19 protein-coding genes are annotated in these 20,407 nt (G+C 39.3%); 5 read left to right on the forward strand and 14 right to left on the reverse strand.

Going from position 1 to position 20,407, the window contains the following annotated elements; all coding sequences use genetic code 11:
• Positions 1-5 precede the first annotated feature (5 nt).
• Genes dapB through ACLCDL_RS14235 form a run of 4 tightly spaced genes read right to left on the reverse strand, consistent with a single transcriptional unit; the run spans position 6 to position 3,161 of the window.
• Positions 6-749, reverse strand: coding sequence for a 4-hydroxy-tetrahydrodipicolinate reductase (dapB, locus tag ACLCDL_RS14220; protein ID WP_423149027.1), 744 nt, complete (start codon positions 747-749; stop codon positions 6-8).
• Positions 746-1,459, reverse strand: coding sequence for a DUF5683 domain-containing protein (locus ACLCDL_RS14225; protein ID WP_423149028.1), 714 nt, complete (start codon positions 1,457-1,459; stop codon positions 746-748). The genes dapB and ACLCDL_RS14225 overlap by 4 nt, the downstream gene beginning before the upstream one ends.
• Positions 1,459-2,358, reverse strand: coding sequence for a ParB/RepB/Spo0J family partition protein (locus ACLCDL_RS14230; protein ID WP_423149030.1), 900 nt, complete (start codon positions 2,356-2,358; stop codon positions 1,459-1,461). The genes ACLCDL_RS14225 and ACLCDL_RS14230 overlap by 1 nt, the downstream gene beginning before the upstream one ends.
• Entirely contained in the window at positions 2,355-3,161 is an 807-nt protein-coding gene (locus ACLCDL_RS14235) for a ParA family protein (protein WP_423149031.1), read from the reverse strand. The genes ACLCDL_RS14230 and ACLCDL_RS14235 overlap by 4 nt, the downstream gene beginning before the upstream one ends.
• A 156-nt stretch (positions 3,162-3,317) precedes the next feature.
• On the opposite strand from ACLCDL_RS14235, the gene ACLCDL_RS14240 reads away from it, so the two are divergent.
• Positions 3,318-3,839 carry an NADPH-dependent FMN reductase gene (locus ACLCDL_RS14240; RefSeq protein WP_423149032.1) on the forward strand — a complete coding sequence of 174 codons (522 nt, stop codon included), beginning with the start codon at positions 3,318-3,320 and terminating at the stop codon, positions 3,837-3,839.
• 11 nt (positions 3,840-3,850) lie between these two features.
• Here ACLCDL_RS14240 and ACLCDL_RS14245 read toward each other — a convergent pair whose 3' ends face one another.
• Complete coding sequence (locus ACLCDL_RS14245) at positions 3,851-4,780, reverse strand: cobalamin-binding protein (protein ID WP_423149033.1); 930 nt, start codon at positions 4,778-4,780, stop codon at positions 3,851-3,853.
• A 7-nt stretch (positions 4,781-4,787) separates the two neighbouring features.
• On the reverse strand, positions 4,788-6,071 hold the full coding sequence (gene tyrS / locus ACLCDL_RS14250; protein ID WP_423149034.1) for a tyrosine--tRNA ligase: 1,284 nt from the start codon (positions 6,069-6,071) through the stop codon (positions 4,788-4,790).
• A 134-nt stretch (positions 6,072-6,205) separates the two neighbouring features.
• On the opposite strand from tyrS, the gene ACLCDL_RS14255 reads away from it, so the two are divergent.
• The 4 genes from ACLCDL_RS14255 to dapA all read left to right on the forward strand — a co-directional run bounded on the left by ACLCDL_RS14255 (position 6,206) and on the right by dapA (position 10,617).
• A complete protein-coding gene (locus ACLCDL_RS14255; protein ID WP_423149035.1) occupies positions 6,206-6,778 on the forward strand; it encodes an NUDIX domain-containing protein in 573 nt (190 codons plus the stop codon).
• Between the two features lie 85 nt (positions 6,779-6,863).
• Positions 6,864-7,541, forward strand: coding sequence for a hypothetical protein (locus ACLCDL_RS14260; protein ID WP_423149036.1), 678 nt, complete (start codon positions 6,864-6,866; stop codon positions 7,539-7,541).
• Positions 7,542-7,603: 62 nt separating this feature from the next.
• Positions 7,604-9,619: an NAD-dependent DNA ligase LigA gene (ligA, locus tag ACLCDL_RS14265; RefSeq protein ID WP_423149037.1), complete on the forward strand. Its 2,016-nt coding sequence runs from the start codon at positions 7,604-7,606 to the stop codon at positions 9,617-9,619.
• A gap of 116 nt (positions 9,620-9,735) precedes the next feature.
• A complete protein-coding gene (gene dapA / locus ACLCDL_RS14270; RefSeq protein WP_423149038.1) occupies positions 9,736-10,617 on the forward strand; it encodes a 4-hydroxy-tetrahydrodipicolinate synthase in 882 nt (293 codons plus the stop codon).
• 52 nt (positions 10,618-10,669) lie between these two features.
• Here dapA and ACLCDL_RS14275 read toward each other — a convergent pair whose 3' ends face one another.
• The 8 genes from ACLCDL_RS14275 to ACLCDL_RS14310 form a co-directional block, all read right to left on the reverse strand.
• Positions 10,670-10,858 carry a histone H1 gene (locus tag ACLCDL_RS14275; RefSeq protein ID WP_423149039.1) on the reverse strand — a complete coding sequence of 63 codons (189 nt, stop codon included), beginning with the start codon at positions 10,856-10,858 and terminating at the stop codon, positions 10,670-10,672.
• Positions 10,859-11,122: 264 nt separating this feature from the next.
• Complete coding sequence (locus tag ACLCDL_RS14280) at positions 11,123-12,364, reverse strand: aminotransferase class I/II-fold pyridoxal phosphate-dependent enzyme (RefSeq protein WP_423149040.1); 1,242 nt, start codon at positions 12,362-12,364, stop codon at positions 11,123-11,125.
• A 157-nt stretch (positions 12,365-12,521) separates the two neighbouring features.
• Positions 12,522-14,153: a cell division protein FtsZ gene (ftsZ, locus tag ACLCDL_RS14285; RefSeq protein WP_423149041.1), complete on the reverse strand. Its 1,632-nt coding sequence runs from the start codon at positions 14,151-14,153 to the stop codon at positions 12,522-12,524.
• 125 nt (positions 14,154-14,278) lie between these two features.
• Positions 14,279-15,631, reverse strand: coding sequence for a cell division protein FtsA (gene ftsA, locus ACLCDL_RS14290; protein WP_423149042.1), 1,353 nt, complete (start codon positions 15,629-15,631; stop codon positions 14,279-14,281).
• A gap of 2 nt (positions 15,632-15,633) precedes the next feature.
• Positions 15,634-16,509 carry a cell division protein FtsQ/DivIB gene (locus tag ACLCDL_RS14295; protein ID WP_423149043.1) on the reverse strand — a complete coding sequence of 292 codons (876 nt, stop codon included), beginning with the start codon at positions 16,507-16,509 and terminating at the stop codon, positions 15,634-15,636.
• Positions 16,502-17,857, reverse strand: coding sequence for a UDP-N-acetylmuramate--L-alanine ligase (murC, locus tag ACLCDL_RS14300; RefSeq protein ID WP_423149045.1), 1,356 nt, complete (start codon positions 17,855-17,857; stop codon positions 16,502-16,504). Before murC ends, ACLCDL_RS14295 begins: the two co-directional genes overlap by 8 nt.
• A gap of 152 nt (positions 17,858-18,009) precedes the next feature.
• A complete protein-coding gene (gene murG, locus ACLCDL_RS14305) occupies positions 18,010-19,107 on the reverse strand; it encodes an undecaprenyldiphospho-muramoylpentapeptide beta-N-acetylglucosaminyltransferase (RefSeq protein WP_423149046.1) in 1,098 nt (365 codons plus the stop codon).
• 43 nt (positions 19,108-19,150) lie between these two features.
• Positions 19,151-20,335, reverse strand: a complete 1,185-nt coding sequence (locus tag ACLCDL_RS14310) for an FtsW/RodA/SpoVE family cell cycle protein (RefSeq protein ID WP_423149048.1) — start codon at positions 20,333-20,335, stop codon at positions 19,151-19,153.
• Positions 20,336-20,407 lie beyond the last annotated feature (72 nt).

Below are 20,407 nucleotides of genomic sequence, written 5' to 3' on the forward strand. Positions count from 1 at the left end.
ACTGATTATATGTTAAAGTCAAACATATCTGCTACAGAATAAAATCCTTTTTTATCCTTGAGCCACTCTGCTGCCAGTACGGCACCCAGTGCAAAGCCGGCTCTGTTATGCGCTTTGTGCTTAAATTCAATTTCGTCTACTTCCGAGCTGTATATAACCGTATGTGTTCCCGGAACATCTTCTATACGATGCGATTCAATAAGTAATTGTTCCGGCTTGGGAATTACATCCTCCCCTTCACCTGCCAGGTCATTCACCCATTCGGTTTTTCGCTCAATCTTTTCCAATATTCCTTCGCCAATAGTGATGGCCGTACCGCTTGGGGAATCCAGTTTTTGTGTATGATGAATTTCCTCCACCTGTACATCATACTGCGGGTAGCGGTTCATGAGCTTCGCCAGCACTTTATTTACAAAGAAAAACACGTTTACCCCCACACTGAAATTAGATGCGTACAATAGTGCATTGTTACTTTCTTCGCATTTCGCTTTTACTTCCGTGATGTGATCATACCAGCCCGTTGTACCTACTACTACCGGCACCTGTGCAGCAAAACAGGCTTCTATATTGGATAAAGCAGAATCGGGAGTGCTGAAATCAATCGCAACATCTGCTTTTTGCAGGTTTTCCGTGGTTAATTGATCGAGAGTAAAAGCATCAATTTTCAGAACAATTTCATGACCGCGGTCGAGAGCGAAACGTTCTATTATGCGGCCCATTTTGCCGTACCCAAGAAGAGCTATATTCATAAAGATAAGTTTATTTTTAGACCAGGCGAGGGCAAATAAGCATTTGCAAAACCAGGTGTGTTTATTGAAGGGGAAATTTTCAGCGAAATTTCATCGCTGATATCGAATCTGAAAAATTTGGCGTCTACATATGCATCAATCATCTGAACAGCATAAAAAGCAACTCCGCCTAAGATACTAAGATCACGGTTTCGACGGTAAAAATCTTTAGCCTGAATTAAGGACTCCGTTCGATAAGCAGTATATTTCGGATTCAATGGCTCATCTTTATGCTCCGATCGATACTGCACTTCCTTTAAAAATTCATGGTAATAGCGGTTATTGAAATCAATTGCAAGTCCTATTCCTACAAAGCCGCCATATATTAGCGGAACTTTCCACCACCGGTGATTTCGTATCTGGCCCAGTCCCGGCAGGATTGCAGAAGCCAATACCGCTTTACGTGGCAGTTTTTCAAGCGCAAGCCGGGATGAATCTTTAAATACGGTGTCTTTCTTTGATTTCACCTTTACAGATTCAGCACTCTTAATCCTTTTTGGCAATACCCGTAAAGAATCATTTTTGATAGCTGTGGAGTCAGTCACTTTTTGAGGGGTTCCCGGGTTTCTCATTGCAGTATCAACTTTTACTACACTTGAGTCTGTCTGAGCAAAAACAGGCATACCTGCTGCCAAACAAATAAGTAGAAGTAAAAATTTAGGTACTGTCATTACCAGTCTAATAATTCCAAAATCCTGCTGAGATCTTCTTCAGACATGAACGGTATTTCGATAGCTCCCTTTCCTTTACCCTGCACCTTCAGCTTTACACGAGTAGCAAATTTAGAAGCAAGGTCATCCTGTATCTTCTGATATTGAAAAGAAACAGGTTCCTGCTTTTTTTCCTTCTTTTTTACGCCATGCTTTTGAATTTCTCTTACTAACTCCTCTGCTTTTCTAACAGAGAGTTCGTTTGAGATGATTTGCTGGTGTACATATAACTGCTTATCAGCATCCTCAACTCCCAGTAGCGCCTTCGCATGCCCCATTGATATTTCATTATCCCGAATAGATATCTGAATAACGGGAGGCAATTTTAACAACCGCAGGTAATTAGTAACCGTCGACCTGTTCTTACTAACCCGATCACCCAGTTCTTCCTGCTTCAGATTGCATTCATCCAGCATACGCTGAAAACTCAGTGCAACCTCTATGGCGTTCAGGTTTTCCCGCTGGATATTCTCAATCAAAGCCATTTCCAGCATCTGCTGATCATTGGCGGTACGGATATAAGCAGGAACTTCCGTTAAACCCGCCAGTTTGGATGCCCGGAGACGCCGCTCACCTGAAATAAGCTGGTACACATTATTATCCAGCCTTCGGACAGTAATGGGCTGAATCAATCCCTGAAGTTTTATAGATTCCGCTAAATCCTCCAAGGCCTGCGGATCAAACTCTGTTCGTGGCTGAAAAGGATTTATCTCTATTTTATTGATATGAATATGGCTGACAGATCCAATTGAATGAACTGTTTCTGCCGGACTTTGTACTCTGGGGGTTTGGACAGCTTCCGTATCATCAAGTAAAGCACTCAACCCTTTTCCTAACCCTGTTTTCTTCTGATACGTCATGTATTTGCGGTAGCTTGATTTTCAGTTTCCTGTTTTAATAAACCGTTCTTTTTAATTATTTCTCTTGCCAGATTGAGGTAATTAATCGCTCCTTTGCAGTTGGCATCGTGCATAATTACCGATACTCCAAAACTCGGAGCCTCGCTCAAACGGGTATTTCTTTGAATAATGGTGTCAAACACGAGATCCTGAAAATGAGTTTTCACTTCTTCTACCACCTGGTTTGACAGCCGTAATCGAACATCGTACATTGTTAATAAAATGCCTTCTATTTCGAGTTCTGTATTTAAACGGTTCTGTACAATTTTTATGGTATTCAGTAATTTTCCCAATCCTTCCAATGCAAAATATTCGCATTGTACGGGAATAATTACCGAATTGGCAGCCGTTAAAGCATTAATGGTAATTAAACCCAATGAGGGAGAACAATCAATAATAATAAAATCGTAATCATCTTTTACCTGGTTCAATACCGATTTCATTTTATACTCCCGGTCGTTCAGGTTTATCATTTCGATCTCTGCACCTACCAGATCAATGTGCGCAGGCAGCAGATCGAGAAATGGTGTATCTGTTTTTTGAATAGCGGCACGAGGATCTGACTCATTGATAATACACTCGTAAATACTCTCTTTTATTGCCCTTGGATCAAAGCCAATGCCTGAAGTTGAATTTGCCTGCGGATCGGCATCTACCAGTAAGGTACGGTATTCTAAAACCGCAAGACTGGCAGCCAGGTTAATGGATGACGTAGTTTTTCCTACCCCTCCCTTTTGATTGGCTAACGCAATAATTTTACTCATCCTCTAAATATAATTGCAATCAATGTTTAAGCTGACTTTAACACTCAAAATCATTATTTTTGTTCGTATTAAAGCGATTTTTATAATCGACTAAGATACGAACTTTAAATAATTTTATGAGAGCTGCATTGGCTCATTTTACACATCTTATCAACAATGATCACTATAGTTTCTGCTACTAACCGCGAAAATAGTTATACGTTAAAACTGGCTGAATATTACCGGAAACAACTCAGAATAAAAGGTGTAGAAGCAGAAATTTTATCCTTAACAAGCCTGCCTGAAGGTTTAATACATCCCGAAATGTATATGAAGAGCCGTGAAAATTTCCAGCCCATGCAGAACATTGTAACCGCTACCGATAAATTCCTGTTTATAATCCCTGAATACAATGGCAGTTTCCCCGGGGTATTAAAAGTTTTTATTGATGCATGCAAATATCCCGAAAGTTTTCATGGCAAAAAAGCTGCTTTGGTAGGTATATCTTCAGGAAAATACGGAAATATCAGAGGGATTGATCATTTTACCGGCATCTGCCATTATATAAACCTGCATGTAATGCCGCTCCGCTTACATATTCCGAGCATAAATAAAGAGTTTAACGAGGAAGGGAACTTATTTAAAGAGGATACTTTAAAATTTACAACACAGCAAATTGATCAGTTTGTTGTATTTTAATAGTATACCAATTAACTCGTTCCAAATTTTACCCAGCCTTGCCCTTCGTAACCGAACACAAACTGCTTAGGATTAATAATTTCGGCGAGAATCTCTGCAGAATCCACTAAACGGGGCCCTGAACGGTTAAAATACTGATTCCCATCGGCAACATATACCTGGTTATTTTGTACTGCTTTAAGCTCATTCCATCCGTGAATTTCTAAAAGCAGGTTAATTTCCTGTAGTGTCCTTGAGATAGAGAAACCACAGGGAATTAATATTAATATATCCGGGTCTTCCTGTTGAATGGAGGCAATATCTATATAAAAAGAATGTTTTCCTTTTTCAGCAAGTACCGGGATCCCTCCTGCCGTTTCAACTAATTCCGGAGTCCAGTTACCTGCTATCATTAAAGGCGACAGCCATTCTACACAAGCAACCCGGGGCTTTTGCTCTATAAATTTAAGTTTATGTTTAATTAAATCCAGGCGCTCCTGAAGCCCCTCAATTAACTGTTCTGCTTTTTCGGTAACATTAAGGCTTTTTGCTATCATCCTTATATCTTTAAAAAGATCATTAAGGACGTGAGGCTCCAGGGAAATTATTTCAACATCTTTCTCAAGGAGTCCTTCCAGTTTCCGGCTTACATCATCCAGGCTGACTGCACAAACCTCACACTGAGACTGTGTTATAATTATATCGGGCTGTAGCTGCCTGATAAGTTCAATGTCAATATCATAAATGGAAAGCGCCTCAGTTAGTATTTCTTTTACCTGTCTGTCGATAGCTACACTATCTGAACCGGGAGTAAATTTAGCAGTTGAACAAACGGGAAGCAGACATATGTTTTCTGGAAAATCGCATTCATGAGACCGGCCAATCAACTGTTCTTCCAATCCTAAAGCACAAACTATTTCGGTGGCGGCAGGAAGCAGAGAAACTATTTTTTTAGACGACATAGCTATCTTATTCCGCAATTAGGAGAAAATAGTTCTTTTTACCTTTTTGTGCTACCAGGAATTTTCCGTTTATCAGCCTGCCCGAATCAAAAACATCTGCAGCATCTGCCACCTTTTCCTTATTTACAGAAACTCCTCCACCCTGTATCATTTTCCTGGCTTCGCCCTTGGAAGAAAACACGCTTGATTTTTCTGCAAGAAGGTCGGCAGCGTTTAATCCTGATGCCAACTCTTCCTTTGAAATTACAAATTGCGGAACACCTTCAAATACCTCAAGCACTTCCTCATCACTTAAAGAACTTAAAAATTCAAGTGATCCGTTTCCGAAAAGAAAATCGGAAGTTTTAAGTGCAGTTTTTAAGGAATTTTCATCATGCGTACGAAGTGTAATTTCTTCTGCTAACGCTTTTTGAAGAATTCTTAAGTGAGGTGTCTGATCATGTTCAGCTTCAAGTGTTTCTATTTCTTTTTGCGATTTCAATGAAAATATCCTGATCCAGCTCTTAGCATCCACATCGCTTGTATTTAACCAAAACTGATAGAATTTATATGGAGATGTCTTTTTAGAATCAAGCCATACAGCACCGCTTTCGGTTTTTCCGAATTTGGTTCCATCTGCTTTTTTTATCAGTTGCGTAGTAATTGCGAAAGCAGAACCACCATCCTTACGGCGGATTAACTCTGTTCCGGTAACAATATTACCCCACTGGTCTGATCCGCCCATTTGAACCAGGCAGTTTTTATTCTTCCAGAGCCAGTAAAAGTCATAACCCTGCACCAACTGATAACTAAATTCTGTAAAAGACATTCCTGTTTCACCTTCCAGGCGTTTTTTCACAGAGTCTTTTGCCATCATATAATTAACCGTAATATGTTTGCCCACATCGCGGATAAAATCCAGGAAGCTGAAGTGCTTAAACCAATCGTAATTATTAACCATTTCGGCACTGTTTTTACCACAATTAAAATCAAGAAACTTGCTTAATTGCTTTTCCAGGCAGCTTACATTATGCTGAAGAATATCCTCGGATAATAAATTCCGCTCTGCTGATTTCCCTGAGGGATCGCCAACCATACCGGTAGCACCACCTACCAATGCATATGGCTTATGGCCTGCCCGCTGAAAATGAATAAGCGTCATTATCTGGGTAAGATGCCCCACATGCAAAGAATCGGCAGTTGGATCAAAACCAATATAACCGGCAGTCATCCCTTTATTGAGTTCATCTTCAGTACCTGGCATTATATCCTGCAGCATGCCACGCCAGCGCAGTTCTTCTACGAAATTCATTTATTGTAACTCTTAGTCTTAATTTTTGATATATCTGCTGATTGCATTCAATCTAAAAGTGAAAAACAATAAGCTAAACTGTGCAAAGATAGATAAATTAAAAACTTGTTATTATTTATTGTTGTTGCTGAATTATGAGCGAAATACAAATCCTTAAAACCGAAGTACTTTCTGATTTGAGATCGAAATTAGAAAAAATCACCTATCAGACTGTTTCTAATACCGGAACGCAGGAGCATGAACGGGAGGTCTTTCATCGGCCGGATGCTACCGTTATCTTATTGTATGATCCCTCTAAAAAGAAAGTTTTATTAACCGAACAGTTTCGCTTGCCTGTTTATTTAAAAGAAAAGCATACAAAATTACTGGAAGCCTGCGCCGGATTAATCGATGAAGGTGAATTTCCGGAACATGCAGTTATCAGGGAAGTGGAAGAGGAAACAGGATATCGCATTTCGCAGATAAAAAAAATAGCGGAAGCTTACTCCTCTCCTGGCTCTTTTACAGAACTTGTCCATTATTTTGTTGGAGAGTATAATGAAGAATTGAAAGTATCTGAAGGTGGCGGACTTAAAGACGAAGGAGAAGATATACACACTGTCGAACTGTCTTTTCAGGAGGCCCGGCAATTACTGGCAGATAGTAAAATACACGATGCAAAAACCATTATACTGCTTCAGTATGCTATAATAAATAACATCATTTAATTCATTCCTGGAAATAAAACGCCTCTTTTTTCGTAAATTGAGAATAGAGCGCCTTTTAAAGGCTTATCTAATCGTTTTAACAGGCATGAATTTTTTATCTCACTTTTATTTCGACAGGTACACGGGTGATTCACTTATGGTGACGGGAACAGTATTGCCTGATCTGATAAAAAATGCAAAAAAAGAATGGAACATTCGTCCTGAAAAAAACAGTGAGAACTTTAGCACTGATAAAAATCTTTCAACCATTTTAAAAGGATGGAACCGGCACCTGGCAGTAGACAGAATCTTTCATTGCTCGGATTTTTTCCTTAAGCATAGCGCTGCCATCCGAGTTGCTATTGCTCCTGTATTGGCCGGCTCTTCTGCCAAACCTTTTTTTGTGGCTCATATTGCGCTCGAAATTATGTTGGACAGCTTGCTGCTTACGGAATCAATTCTTGGAACAGATCGGTTTTATTCACATCTTAAATCTGCCGATAGAAACGCTATTAACAGATTTCTCCAATTAAACAAGATTTCCGAAACTGATATTTTCTTCAAATTCTTTGACGAATTTATTGAAGCAGCTTACTTAAATAATTACAGGGACCCGGGTAATATCATATACTCCATCAATCGCATTTGTATGCGATTATGGCCTTCATCCTTTAACGAAACGCAGAAATTACAACTCACTGCAATCTTGTTTGACTACCGTGAAATCTTAAAAGCTGCCTTTATGGATATTTTCAACGATATTGAACAACTCTTAAATTCATAAAATAAGTCTTACTTTAGCAATACGCACCTTATACTCAACTCAAAAAACTCTTATCTTCGCTCATGTCGCTTTTCGAAGTTAAAGATCGTATGGATGCTTTGGTTAAAGAGCTTAACCAGCATAATTACAACTATTACGTACTTGCCCAGCCTACAATTTCCGATTTCGATTTTGATAAAAAATTAAAGGAACTTGAAGACCTGGAAAAACATTATCCGGATTTCCAGGACCCTGATTCTCCGACACAAAAGGTTGGTGGAGAAATCACAAAAGAATTTCAAACCGTAAAGCATAAATGGCCAATGCTTTCTTTGGGCAACACCTATAATGAACAAGATTTAAGAGATTTTGACGAACGTATAAAAAAAGCAATAGGCGAGGATTTCGAATATGTTTGCGAGCTTAAATTCGATGGCTTGTCCATGAGTCTGACTTATGAAAATGGCAGACTGCTACGTGCTGTTACCCGTGGCGATGGCAGTCAGGGTGATGACGTAACTACCAATGTAAAAACAATTAATCGAATTCCTAAAAAGCTTCGTGGTTCTGGTTATCCCGATAACTTTGAGATCAGGGGGGAAATCTTTATGCACCGGCCTGCCTTTGAAAAATTAAACCAGGAACGTATCAAACTTGGCGAAGTACCCTATGCTAATCCGAGGAATTTTGCTTCGGGGACAATAAAACTTCAGGATTCGGGAGAAGTAGCCCGAAGACCGCTGGATTGTTTTTTGTATTTCCTGTATACCGACAAACCCTTATTTAAAACCCATTGGGAAAGCCTTATGGCAGTACAGAAGTGGGGATTTCATGTATGTGAGCACAACCGGCTATGCAGAAATATAGAGGATGTAATAAATTTTATTCACTATTGGGAAGAAGAACGACACAAATTGAGCTATGATATTGATGGCATAGTTTTGAAAGTAAATAATTACGCACAGCAGCACGAACTTGGTTTCACAGCCAAATCTCCACGTTGGGCTATAGCGTATAAATATAAGGCAGAAGAAGTTGAAACTACGCTTGAAAGCGTAAGTTACCAGGTTGGCCGTACCGGTGCGGTAACGCCGGTAGCAAATCTTAAACCTGTTCTACTTGCCGGAACAACTGTAAAAAGAGCTACTCTACACAATGCTAATGAAATAAAACGACTCGATTTACATCAGGGAGATACGGTATTTGTAGAAAAAGGTGGCGAAATTATTCCTAAAATAATTGCTGTAAACACAATTAAGCGCATTGTTGGAGCAGAAAAAATTATATATCCTGAAACCTGTCCCGAATGTGGAAGCAATTTGATCAGGGAAGAAGGAGAAGCTGTTCATTATTGCCCTAATGACGAAGGTTGCCCCCCGCAAATAGTTGGTAAAATTCAGCATTTTATTAGTCGCAAAGCAATGAACATTGAAGGTTTGGGACAGGAAACGATAGAAGCTTTTTATCGGAAAGGATTCCTGGAACACATCAGCGATCTTTACATTCTGCATGAAAAACGCGATGAACTCAAACAGCTGGAACGCTTTGGCGAAAAGTCTATAACAAACATGCTCGAAGGCATTGAAAAATCTAAAGAAATGCCTTTTGAGAAAGTTCTTTTTGGCTTGGGGATACGTTATGTAGGAGAAACGGTAGCAAAAAAAATAACGACTCATTTTAAAAACATTGACAGCCTGATGAACGCCAGTTTTGATGAACTGACTTCTGTTGAAGAGATCGGCGACCGGATTGCCGACAGTATACTGGAGTATTTTAAAGACAGCAGGCATATTGAACAAATAAACCTGTTACGCAGGCACGGTTTACAGTTTGAAAGCGCCCAGAAAGAAGTTATACTCGACAGTGATAAATTAAGCGGACAAAGTTTTATCATTTCCGGAGTATTTGAAAAATTCAGCAGAGAAGAACTTACTCAATTAATTTTAAATAACGGAGGGAAGATACTGAGCAGCATTTCGGGTAAGTTGAATTATGTAGTTGCTGGAGATAATATGGGGCCTTCAAAATTAGAAAAAGCACAAAAGCTGAATATTCCGATAATTTCTGAAGATGAATTATTAAAGATGCTCAGCAACTAAGCAGAATTTACCCCCCCAAATTTTCAATTCTTTCTTAAAATTGATAAATACCCATAAATTAGCACCTTGTTGTTATTTTCGCTATTAAAATACCGCGAAAGCTTTATATTATTCAGATGAACAGATTATACGGAACAGGGGTAGCTATTATTACTCCGTTCAACAGTGATGGATCAGTAGATTTTAACGGATTAAAAAACCTTATAAACTTTTTAATTGAAGGCAAATGTGACTATCTGGTTTCTTTAGGAACTACAGGAGAAACTGCTACTTTAACTAAAGAAGAAAAGGAATCTATATGGAAGTTTACTGCTGAAACTGTTGCCGGGAGAGTTCCTCTGGTAGCAGGTATCGGCGGAAATAATACCCGTGAAGCTGTTGAATCTGTAAAAAGTTTTACCATTTCAGGGTATGAAGCAATATTATCTGTTAGTCCCTATTACAATAAACCCACCCAGGAAGGTATCTTCCAGCATTATAAGGCTATCGCAGAAGCATCACCGCTGCCGGTTATTCTATATAATGTTCCAGGCCGTACAGGAAGCTCTATTCATGCAGAAACAACGTTACGTCTAGCTCAGGAAAAAAATATTATCGGTATAAAAGAAGCCTCTGGAAATTTCGATTGCTTTAACAAAATACTTGCGGAAAAACCGGAAGATTTTCTCTTAATTTCAGGTGACGATCCAATTACCCTTCCGTTAATTGCATTGGGGGCAGTAGGTGTAATCTCGGTAGTTGGCAATGTTTTTCCAAAAATCCTGTCAAAAATGGTACAGCTTTGCCTGGAGAACAAATTTAAAGAAGCACAAATTCTGCATTATAAGTTAGCCCCTGTAACAAACCTGTTTTTTGAAGAGGGAAACCCGGCAGGTGTAAAAGCTGCTTTAAAATACCTTGGGGTTTGCAACGACACGTTACGCCTTCCTTTGGTAAATGTGAGCGAAAACCTGTATAACCGAATTGTAGAAGAAACAAATAAACTAACTGATCAATAAATAAAAAGCCGGATAAAATTTATCCGGCTTTAAAATTCTTTTAAAAAGAAAACTATTTTTTTGCAGCTTCTTTATTTTTTGACTCCTGAATCTCTAAACGAATAGCCTGAGCCAGGTTCTTTAAATCTTGCATACCTTTTCTAACTCTGGTACCTGCTGCGCTGTTACCTTTATTGTAAAACTTATCAGCATCGCCTTCCAGGCCGGCAACAAGATTTTTTACTTCTTCAAATTTTTTCATTTTAATTACTCCTTTTCTTTTTATTAATGTTTGTTTTTAATAGCTATAAGCTAAAGTAAAAGGTTTTTTCGTAAAAAAAAATTTTTCAAAGCTTTAATAAAGAGGCAGTTCATACGTTTTTTTCCACATTTTCGGCCTTTTCCACTGCTAATTGTTAATTAAGACAATTAAAATAACATCGGCATACTAAACAGATTTAACTATAAGAAAAAAAACCTGAAGACATCCCTCCAGGTTTTCTGTTATAATTTAAAGAGTCAAAATTTAAGCTACTGCAACATTCTGCTCTTTGTAGTGACCTTTTTTCAATTTCTCTCCTACTTCCGAGAAAGCTTTCAAGGTACGTTCCACATCTTCTAATGTATGGGCCGCAGTAGGTATAATCCGTAGTTCCATTAATCCCTTTGGGATAACCGGATAAACTACAATGGAACAGAAAATACCATAATTTTCCCGCAAATCCATGGTAATGGCAGTTGCTTCAGAAAGCTCTCCTTTTAAGAATACCGGAGTCACCATTGTATTCGTTATACCCAAATCAAAACCACGTTCTCTTAATCCGTTTTGTAAAGTAGTAGCTATTTCCCAAAGTTTTTCACGCAGTTCGGGTTTGTTCTTTAAAAGTTCCAGGCGTTTACGCAAACCCATAACCATTGGCATCGGCAATGATTTCGCAAAAGTTTGGGAGCGCATGTTGTAGCGCAGGTAATTGGTAATATCTTCTGTAGAAGCTACGAAGGCGCCTATTCCAGCCATTGATTTTGCAAATGTTCCGAAGTATACATCGATTCCTTCAATACAATCCTGCGCTTCATGAGTACCGGCTCCTGTTTTGCCCATTGTACCGAAACCATGCGCATCATCAATAAGCAAGCGAAATTTAAAGTCCTTTTTCAGATCAACAATTTCTTTTAGTTTTCCCTGAGCACCTGACATTCCGAATACGCCTTCCGTTATAAGAAGAATACCACCTCCGGTTTGCTCAGCAAGCCTTGTAGCCCGCTCCAGCTGTTTCCGGCAGCTTTCAATATCGTTATGCTGATAAACAAATCTTTTCCCCATGTGTAATCTTACACCGTCAATAATACAGGCGTGAGATTCGGCATCGTAAACAATTACGTCATTACGGTCAACAAGAGTATCAATAATAGATACCATTCCCTGATATCCATAATTTAATAAAAAAGCATCCTGCTTGCCAACAAATTCAGCGAGGTCTTTTTCAAGCGCTTCGTGTTGGTTGGAATTACCAGACATCATACGTGCGCCCATCGGATAGGCAAGGCCATATTCGGCCGCAGCTTTCGCATCAGCTTCACGTACTTCCGGATGATTAGCTAACCCCAGGTAATTATTTAAGCTCCACACCAGGTGATCTTTTCCCCGAAATTTCATATGAGGAGCAATTTCTCCTTCAAGTTTAGGAAAAGAAAAATAACCATGAGACCACTTCAGGTGCTGACCGAGCGGACCCATGTTTTTCGAAATCTTATCAAATAAATCCAATGATATTATGTTTAAAGATGAATAAATTTAAAATTCCAAATTTAGGGCTTATAGCGCTGAATTTCAATTTAATCTTGAACAAGTATTAATATTAAATTCAATAAATAAAAAAAAGCCTTTATGAAAGTCATAAAGGCTTTAAATAATGAGATGTGTGCTAATCTACATTATCATGCAAAAAGGAATTATTAGGTCTTATTTCAGTAACTCCGTCTTCATTAGACAACGTAAATCTTGACACCTGCGATTCTGAAGAATGTGGAACCTGCTGCAAAGCCATTTGTTTTCTTTTATATGCGGGCTCATTTTCAAGTTCCTGAAGGCCGTTAGCGGTGCGCAGCTTCATGCTCAGATCCTTTAATCTAAGGATTCGTTCTTTTGATTTACGTAACTGTTCTTCAATAGACTCGTTCGTTTTATTCTCATCCGGATTATAAACCTCAGCTGCTGGTTCAGGTTCTTTTTCAGGTTCTGGTTTAGCAGGTAGTTCTGGTTGATAAACAGTTTCGGATTCAGTAAGGCGCATTTCAAACTCGAAAGAAGGTTCGTCCTGCTTCGGTTCCTCTTCTGTTAAACTGTGCTTAATAATTGGAGCTTCCGGTTGTTTTTTATCTTCCTGTTTAGCAAAAAATCCTGCAAACAGGTCGGGTTGTACTTCTTTTGCTTCTACAGTCTTTGTCTCTTTTAATACCGGTTCTGTTACTTCAGGAGCAGCAAGGGGTTCAGGTTCGATAAATGAGTTAATTACATTTACCGGCTTTACCAATGGGGCATTATCTGGAGTTAGAACAGATACTTTCTTCTGATGTGTTTTCTCTACTGCACGTTCTTCCTGAGTTTGGAAACCAGTAGCAATAATGGTAACAGAAATTTTTTCTCCAAGTGTTTCATCAATGCAGTTACCCCATATGAGGTCTGCTGCCAAACCCGCTTCTTCCTGGATATAGTCGGTAATGATACTTACCTCATCCATAGAAACCTCTTTTGATCCTGAGCTAATATTTAAAAGGATATAACGTGCACCTTCAATTTCATTATCTTTTAATAGTGGCGATGCCAAAGCACCTTCCACAGCTCTTAAAGCACGGCTTTCGCCTTCTGCAGCGTAACTTCCCATTATGGCAACCCCGCTGTCCTGCATTACAGTACGTACGTCTTTAAAATCAACGTTTATATATCCAGGAATTGTAATTATTTCGGCAATTCCCTTGGCGGCAGTAGTTAAAATATTATCAGCCTGAGCGAAAGCAGCACTTAAAGTCAGGTTTCCGAATATTTCTCTTAAACGATCATTTGAAATAACCAGGTAAGAATCAACATATTTTCTCAGTTCATCCAAACCTTCTCCGGCCTGCATTTTACGGCGTTTACCTTCAAAAGAAAAAGGAGTTGTAACAATTCCAACTGTCAAAATATCAAGTTCTTTTGCCGCTTTTGCAATAATCGGACTCGCACCGGTACCAGTACCTCCACCCATTCCGGCTGTTATAAAAAGCATCTTGGTATTTGTACCGAGCATTTCCTTTATATCATCGATATTTTCAATAGCTGAATTTTTTCCTACTTCGGGGATAGATCCTGCTCCCATACCTTCAGTAAGACTGGCACCCAATTGTACTTTATTCGGAATCGGGCTAAGCTCTAATGCCTGTGCATCAGTATTGCAAATAATGAAATCCACACCTGTAATTCCCTGCTTGTACATGTGATTAACTGCATTACCGCCGCCACCACCAACGCCTATCACTTTAATGATCGACGATTTTTCTTTTAACATTTCAAACTGCATATCGCTTATTTTCAGGTAAATAAATTTTGTACTTTTACATGCGTTCCTGATGTAATATTAAAAAATTTTACACAGGCGTTTTCCACAATTGTTAATTTTGTTGAAAACTTCCAAATTGTTGAAAACTACTTAATATAGTCTTCATCCTTGATGTCATCCTTAATAAATTTAGCTCCCGTTTGAAGCAATTTATCAAATAAACCAAACGATTTTTTTGACTTCTCAACCGGCTGTGTTTTCTCAGCAACCCGTCCTTTGTGATTAGCCAACTCCAGAATTTCTTCTGTTTTCTGGATTCCTTTTATCAGCAGTCCGATACCTGTTGCAAACATCGGACTCTTCAGGTCGTCGTACACATTTTTTGGCAAAACTTCATTTTTTGCAAGGTGTTCATTGGGATAGCCTACGCGGCAATCAAGCCCTGTAACATACTCTACCAACTGAGACAAATGCTTCAATTGAGCACCACCTCCGGTGATTACAATTCCGGCAATAAGTTTCTTTTCGTAACCGGACGATTTTATCTCATAATATACGTGTTCGATTATTTCTTCCATACGTGCCTGAATTACGTAGGCCAGGTTTTTAACGGAAATCTCTTTCGGCTCACGTCCCCTTAAACCAGGAACACTGATAATTTCGTTATCCTTATTCTCTTCTGCCAAAGCAGATCCAAACCGCGTTTTTAATAATTCTGCCTGGTTACGCATAACCGAACAACCTTCGCGGATATCTTCAGTAATACTATTTCCACCAAAAGGAATAACGGCGGTATGACGAATAATTCCTTCGTGAAAAATGGCAATATCAGTAGTGCCGCCACCAATATCTACCAATACAACACCCGCTTCTTTTTCTTCTTCACTTAAAACAGATTCGGATGACGCAAGGGGCTCCAGGATAAGTTCCTGCGTTTCAAGGCCCGCATTAGTTACGCATTTCAGGATATTTTTAACGGCACTTACGTGGCCAGAGATAATATGGAAGTTCGCTTCGAGCCGAACTCCGGCCATCCCTATCGGATCTTTTATCCCGGGTTCATTATCTACCGTAAATTCTTGCGGAAGCACATGTATAATTTCTTCGCCCGGAGGCATTAACAGTTTAAACATATCTTCGATAAGTTTATCGATATCTTTACGCTGAATCTCGTTTTGAAGATCTTTTCTTGTTAAAATACCCCGGTGCTGCAGACTTTTGATATGCTGTCCTGCAATTCCGACGTTTACGATCTTAACGTCCACATTAGATTGTGCGCTTGCTTCGTCAACAGACTGTACAATACCCTGGACTGTTTTCTGAATATTTGAAACTACACCGCGTGTAACACCTGCAGATTCGGCTTTGCCGATGCCAAGAATTTCGATTTTACCATGGGCACTGCGGCGACCAACAGTTACACATATCTTGGTAGTTCCTATGTCTAAGCCAACAACAATAGGAGAACTTTTTGCTTGAGTTGAAGAACTTTTTTCCATAACTAATGCGTTATTATTTTACTTGTATCCTGAATATCATTAATTGAATCGGGACTTCCTGTCACAGAAGTATCCGCTAACTTTTCTTTTTCGAGTTCTGTTGAATCTGCCTTTTCGCATACAACCTGATTGTAATATTTAATATTGATAGTTTTATATGCATCCCAGCCAACTTTCGGCAATGCCTTTTTATAAAACACCAACAGGTTTCTAAACTTGGTTTGCAACGAATCGGCATTTCCCAGAATAATCTTGTGATTTCCTACCCGCGGAACCATTTCAATTTCATTTTGCTGATTAACGTATAACTGCTCAATCTGGTCGCGCCATAAAGAATCCTGCTCTATAAAGGAAGCGGTTTTGAAAAGATCACGGGCCATTTGCGTTTTCAATGTATCAACCTTATTAGTAAAGCCCTCCAGAACGAAGCCGTTTGCTGCAAGTACCCTTGCTGTAAAATTCGATGAAGTTGGAATCTTATACCCGTCACGGTCGATATAAAAATCCTGGTTGGTTAAATTCAAAACACGCAATATTGGCTCCCGCTGGTTTACCAATACAGTTATCACTCCATCCATATCGGTAAAAACCCGTGCGGTGCGGATAAATGGATTTGCCCGAAGCGCTGTTTCAAGTTCCTGGATATTAATACGATTTAAAACCCGCCCCTTTAATGGGCCCTGGGTTTTATAAAGGATATTATCAACCTCTGTGCGTTCGATGAAATTATAAGTTCCCGGTATTATTATCCGAACCTCTTTGCATCTGGCATCACCCTTCTTTACTTCTATAAAACTCATCAGCACACCCAGCCCGCTCAGGCTTAAGAGCCAGATAAAACTAATTAAAACTCGTTTCCAGTTAATCCTTTTAAGCATGGCTCAACACATTTTTTAAAGGTTCAACCAGGGCATCTATATCGCCTGCACCTACGGTTAAAAGCAGTTCGGGCTGATTTTTTTTAACAAATGCAATTACCTCTTCTTTAGTGCATTGTTTATAAGATGAACGATCCATCTTTTCGAGGATAATTGCCGAAGAAACACCTGGAAGAGGTAATTCCCGGGCAGGGTAGATGTCAAGCATCAGCAACTCGTCAGAAAGACTTAAGGCTTCCGCAAATCCTTCTGCAAAATCCCGCGTACGTGTAAATAAATGAGGCTGAAAAATAGTGGTAAGTTTCCTGTCGGGATAAAGGCTTTTTACAGCAGTAATGCAAGCTCTCAATTCTTCAGGGTGATGCGCATAATCGTCAATATAGATGCAACGCTCTGTTCTAACTATATATTCAAAACGCCTTTTTACACCCTTAAATGACTCAAGCGCCTCTTTGATCTTTACTGGCGTAATTCCAAGTATAAACGCAATTTGTGTTGCGGCAACCGCATTTTCTACATTATGCAAACCCGGAATACCTAACTGAATATTTTTAATTTGACCGAGATCAGAATAAAAATCAAAATAAAAACTACCTCCAGCTATCCGTACATTCTCTGCCCGTACAGTCGCTGTCGGATCTGCAGCGTAGGTTTGTCCTTCGGTTAAAGGCAAGCCCAAATGATAAAGAAGATTTCCTCCAGGTTTTACCTGTGATGCAAAAAGGCGAAACGATTCGGTTAAATGTCCTTTGTCACCATAAATATCCAGGTGATCGGCATCCATTGATGTAATAACAGCAATATCCGGGTGAAGTGTAAGGAAGGAACGGTCATATTCATCGGCTTCAACTACCATCACATTATTATCACCAAACAAAATATTAGAGTTATAATTTGTTGCAATGCCACCCAAAAATGCAGAGCAATCGTACCCGCTATTTTTTAGAATATGGGCCACCATACTAGATGTTGTCGTTTTTCCGTGAGTACCGCCAACAGCAATGGTAAACATCCCTTTACTGATAATGCCCAGTACCTCCGACCGTTTCTTCAGCGCAAAGTCTTTATCGCGGAAAAAATTAAGAATCTGTGAATCTTTCGGAATAGCCGGCGTATATATAATTAATGTAGCATCAGAATTTGCAAGAAAAGCAGCCGGAACAGAAGAAACTGCATCTGTATAAATAACTTCAATCCCTTCCTCGATCAAGCTGGCAGTCAAAGGAGTTGGAGTACGGTCATAACCACAAACAAGACAGCCGCGTTTGTTAAAATAACGTGCAAGTCCACTCATCCCAATCCCCCCGATTCCTATCAGATAAACCTGTTTGATATTGTTAAGTTCCATGTTCTTTTTGAGGTGAAAGGTAAAAGGTGAAAGCCCTTGTAGTGCTTTTTGTTCCTTTAACTTCCACTTTATTTCTTTTAGATTTTTGTTTTACTTTTTCTGGTTTTTGCTTTCTTCTTTATCTTTATCCTTGCCCTTTTTACTGCATCCCTTTAACCTGCAATTCGCAACACTTCCTTTGCTATTATTTCATCTGCATCTTTTAATGCCATTTTTCTGATATTCCTGCCCAGTTCATCACATTTTTGCAGGTTCTTAATAAGTGATATGGCTGTCTCAACCAATTCTCTTTCTGCAATACTATCTGCTACCAAAATGGCAGCACCATTATTCACCAGGGCGATAGCATTTTTTGTTTGATGATCTTCTGCCACATTTGGCGAAGGAACCAATATCACCGGTTTCCCAACAACACATAATTCTGCAATCGTTCCCGCCCCTGCCCTGGAGACAATTACATCTGCAGCAGCATAAGCTAAATCCATCCTGTTCAAAAACTCGTATACTTTTATTCCCGGAAAACTATTCTCTTCCATTTCCTGCTGAATGGATTGAAAATAATATTTGCCCGTTTGCCAGATAAGCTGTACGTCTTCATCAACAAGCTTTTCAAGTGAGTGCAGCATACTTTTATTCAGTGTTCCTGCACCAAGGCTACCCCCGGTTACCAATAGTATCTTTTTTGAGGGTAAAAGGCCGAAGTGCGCAAAGGCCTCCTCCCTTTTACCCTCAATTTGTACAGATTCTCTCCGAATCGGATTTCCGGTAAGCATAATCTTCTCTGCCGGAAAAAACTTATCCATCCCTTCGAAAGCAACGCATATTTTCTTAGCCTTCTTGCTTAACCGTTTATTAGTGATTCCGGCATAAGAATTTTGCTCCTGAATCAGGTAAGGAATATTTAAAATACTTGCAGCATACAATAATGGCCCCGAAGCATAACCCCCAACTCCGACAGCCACATTGGGTTTAAAATCCTTTATAATTTTTATCGACTGCATTACACTGCTTAAAATCTTAAATGGAAGCAGGATGTTTTTCCACAATGCCTTCCGCTGAAACCCCTGAATATCCAGGCCTATTATTCTATATCCCGCTGCCGGAACTTTTTCCATCTCCATTTTCCCTTTCGCTCCCACAAAAAGAACTTCTATATTGGGATCAATACGCTTCAATGCATTTGCAATAGCAACAGCGGGGAAGATATGCCCCCCGGTTCCGCCTCCGCTTATGATAACCCGTTTTGCCATAACTTACTTTGCTATTTACTTATCTGCCTATCCTCATATCTTTTTATCCCATTGCAGGAATTTCACCTACAATTACTTTTTCATTTGTATTGCCTCCTGTAGCTTCCTTCGCTTTTTTCTCCTCAATATCTCTGCTTACGCTTAAAATTATTCCAAAAGCTACACTGGTAAATAATATGGATGTACCGCCCATACTAACCAATGGAAGCGGAACACCCGTAACCGGTCCTAATCCAACTGCTACCGCCATATTTGCAAAAGCTTGTATAGTTAAACTGAAACTTAAGCCTGCCGCAAGCAAAGCACCGAAAGCTTTGGGGCTGTGTGTAACAATAAGAATGCAGCGATAAAGAAATATGAGGTAAATTATAACCAGCACTACTCCCCCTATTAACCCGTATTCTTCAATAATTAAAGCATATACAAAATCAGAATAAGGATGCGGAAGGAAATTACGCTGTGTGCTGTTACCCGGCCCTTTTCCAAAAACCCCTCCAGTTGCAATGGCAATTTTCGACTGGTTGGACTGAAAAGATTTATCCGGATCGGCTTTTTCTGGATGCATAAATGCATCTATCCGCGAAATATATGTTTGTCGTCTGGGGCCTAAAAATATCACACCTGTCAAAAGGATAGTTCCTCCCAGGCAAACAATCAAAATTTGTTTGATGCTGATACGACCGATAATAAGCAATAAAATACTTACTCCGAAAAGCATTAAAGCGGTAGAAAGATTAGCTAAGGCGATAAGAATAAATACCGCACAAACAGAACCCATAATTGGTAAAAATGCCCGTTTTACGTCTTTTATATTTTCCTGTTTTCGTGTCAGTGTGCGGGCAAGAAAAGTAATCAAGGCCAGTTTTGCCAAATCGGAAGTCTGAAAAGTTTGATTGATAACAGGAATAGTCACCCAACGGCTTGCATCATTTACCGTATTCCCAAAAACGAGTGTGTATAATAACAGTGGAATAGTTATTATCATTAACACTTTAGAAATACCCGCATAGTAGCGATAATCAAGCAAATGAGAAAAATACATCAGCCCTAAGCCTCCAACTATCATTACGAGGTGCTTTATCAGAAATTGCTCTGTTCCTACTCCTTTTTTATATGCAAGCGTACCCGTTGAACTGTAAATAGCCAGCAATGACCACACAGAAAGCAGGATCACGATCAGCCAGATCCAACGATCACCTTTTGTTTTATTGAGTATTCTGTTTATCATTGAGTTTTACGTTGTAAGTTTTACGTTGTAAGTCTTAAGTGCCATATTAAAGTGTACAGCTTAAAATTTACC

Origin of the sequence: Rubrilithobacter danxiaensis, from assembly GCF_047272945.1 — a bacterium.
In the GTDB taxonomy this organism is placed as follows: Bacteria; Bacteroidota; Bacteroidia; order Sphingobacteriales; family Sphingobacteriaceae; genus Rubrolithibacter; species Rubrolithibacter danxiaensis.

Coding starts and splice junctions, on each gene's coding strand:
- ligA (WP_423149037.1), top strand. CDS start 7,604: ATGTCGCTTTTCGAAGTTAAAGATCGTATGGATGCTTTGGTTAAAGAG.
- ACLCDL_RS14295 (WP_423149043.1), bottom strand. CDS start 16,509: ATGCTTAAAAGGATTAACTGGAAACGAGTTTTAATTAGTTTTATCTGG.
- ACLCDL_RS14235 (WP_423149031.1), bottom strand. CDS start 3,161: ATGAGTAAAATTATTGCGTTAGCCAATCAAAAGGGAGGGGTAGGAAAA.
- ACLCDL_RS14225 (WP_423149028.1), bottom strand. CDS start 1,459: ATGACAGTACCTAAATTTTTACTTCTACTTATTTGTTTGGCAGCAGGT.
- ACLCDL_RS14255 (WP_423149035.1), top strand. CDS start 6,206: ATGAGCGAAATACAAATCCTTAAAACCGAAGTACTTTCTGATTTGAGA.
- ACLCDL_RS14310 (WP_423149048.1), bottom strand. CDS start 20,335: ATGATAAACAGAATACTCAATAAAACAAAAGGTGATCGTTGGATCTGG.
- ACLCDL_RS14245 (WP_423149033.1), bottom strand. CDS start 4,780: ATGTCGTCTAAAAAAATAGTTTCTCTGCTTCCTGCCGCCACCGAAATA.
- ACLCDL_RS14275 (WP_423149039.1), bottom strand. CDS start 10,858: ATGAAAAAATTTGAAGAAGTAAAAAATCTTGTTGCCGGCCTGGAAGGC.
- dapA (WP_423149038.1), top strand. CDS start 9,736: ATGAACAGATTATACGGAACAGGGGTAGCTATTATTACTCCGTTCAAC.
- ftsZ (WP_423149041.1), bottom strand. CDS start 14,153: ATGCAGTTTGAAATGTTAAAAGAAAAATCGTCGATCATTAAAGTGATA.
- ftsA (WP_423149042.1), bottom strand. CDS start 15,631: ATGGAAAAAAGTTCTTCAACTCAAGCAAAAAGTTCTCCTATTGTTGTT.
- ACLCDL_RS14260 (WP_423149036.1), top strand. CDS start 6,864: ATGAATTTTTTATCTCACTTTTATTTCGACAGGTACACGGGTGATTCA.
- murG (WP_423149046.1), bottom strand. CDS start 19,107: ATGGCAAAACGGGTTATCATAAGCGGAGGCGGAACCGGGGGGCATATC.
- ACLCDL_RS14240 (WP_423149032.1), top strand. CDS start 3,318: ATGATCACTATAGTTTCTGCTACTAACCGCGAAAATAGTTATACGTTA.
- dapB (WP_423149027.1), bottom strand. CDS start 749: ATGAATATAGCTCTTCTTGGGTACGGCAAAATGGGCCGCATAATAGAA.
- murC (WP_423149045.1), bottom strand. CDS start 17,857: ATGGAACTTAACAATATCAAACAGGTTTATCTGATAGGAATCGGGGGG.
- tyrS (WP_423149034.1), bottom strand. CDS start 6,071: ATGAATTTCGTAGAAGAACTGCGCTGGCGTGGCATGCTGCAGGATATA.
- ACLCDL_RS14230 (WP_423149030.1), bottom strand. CDS start 2,358: ATGACGTATCAGAAGAAAACAGGGTTAGGAAAAGGGTTGAGTGCTTTA.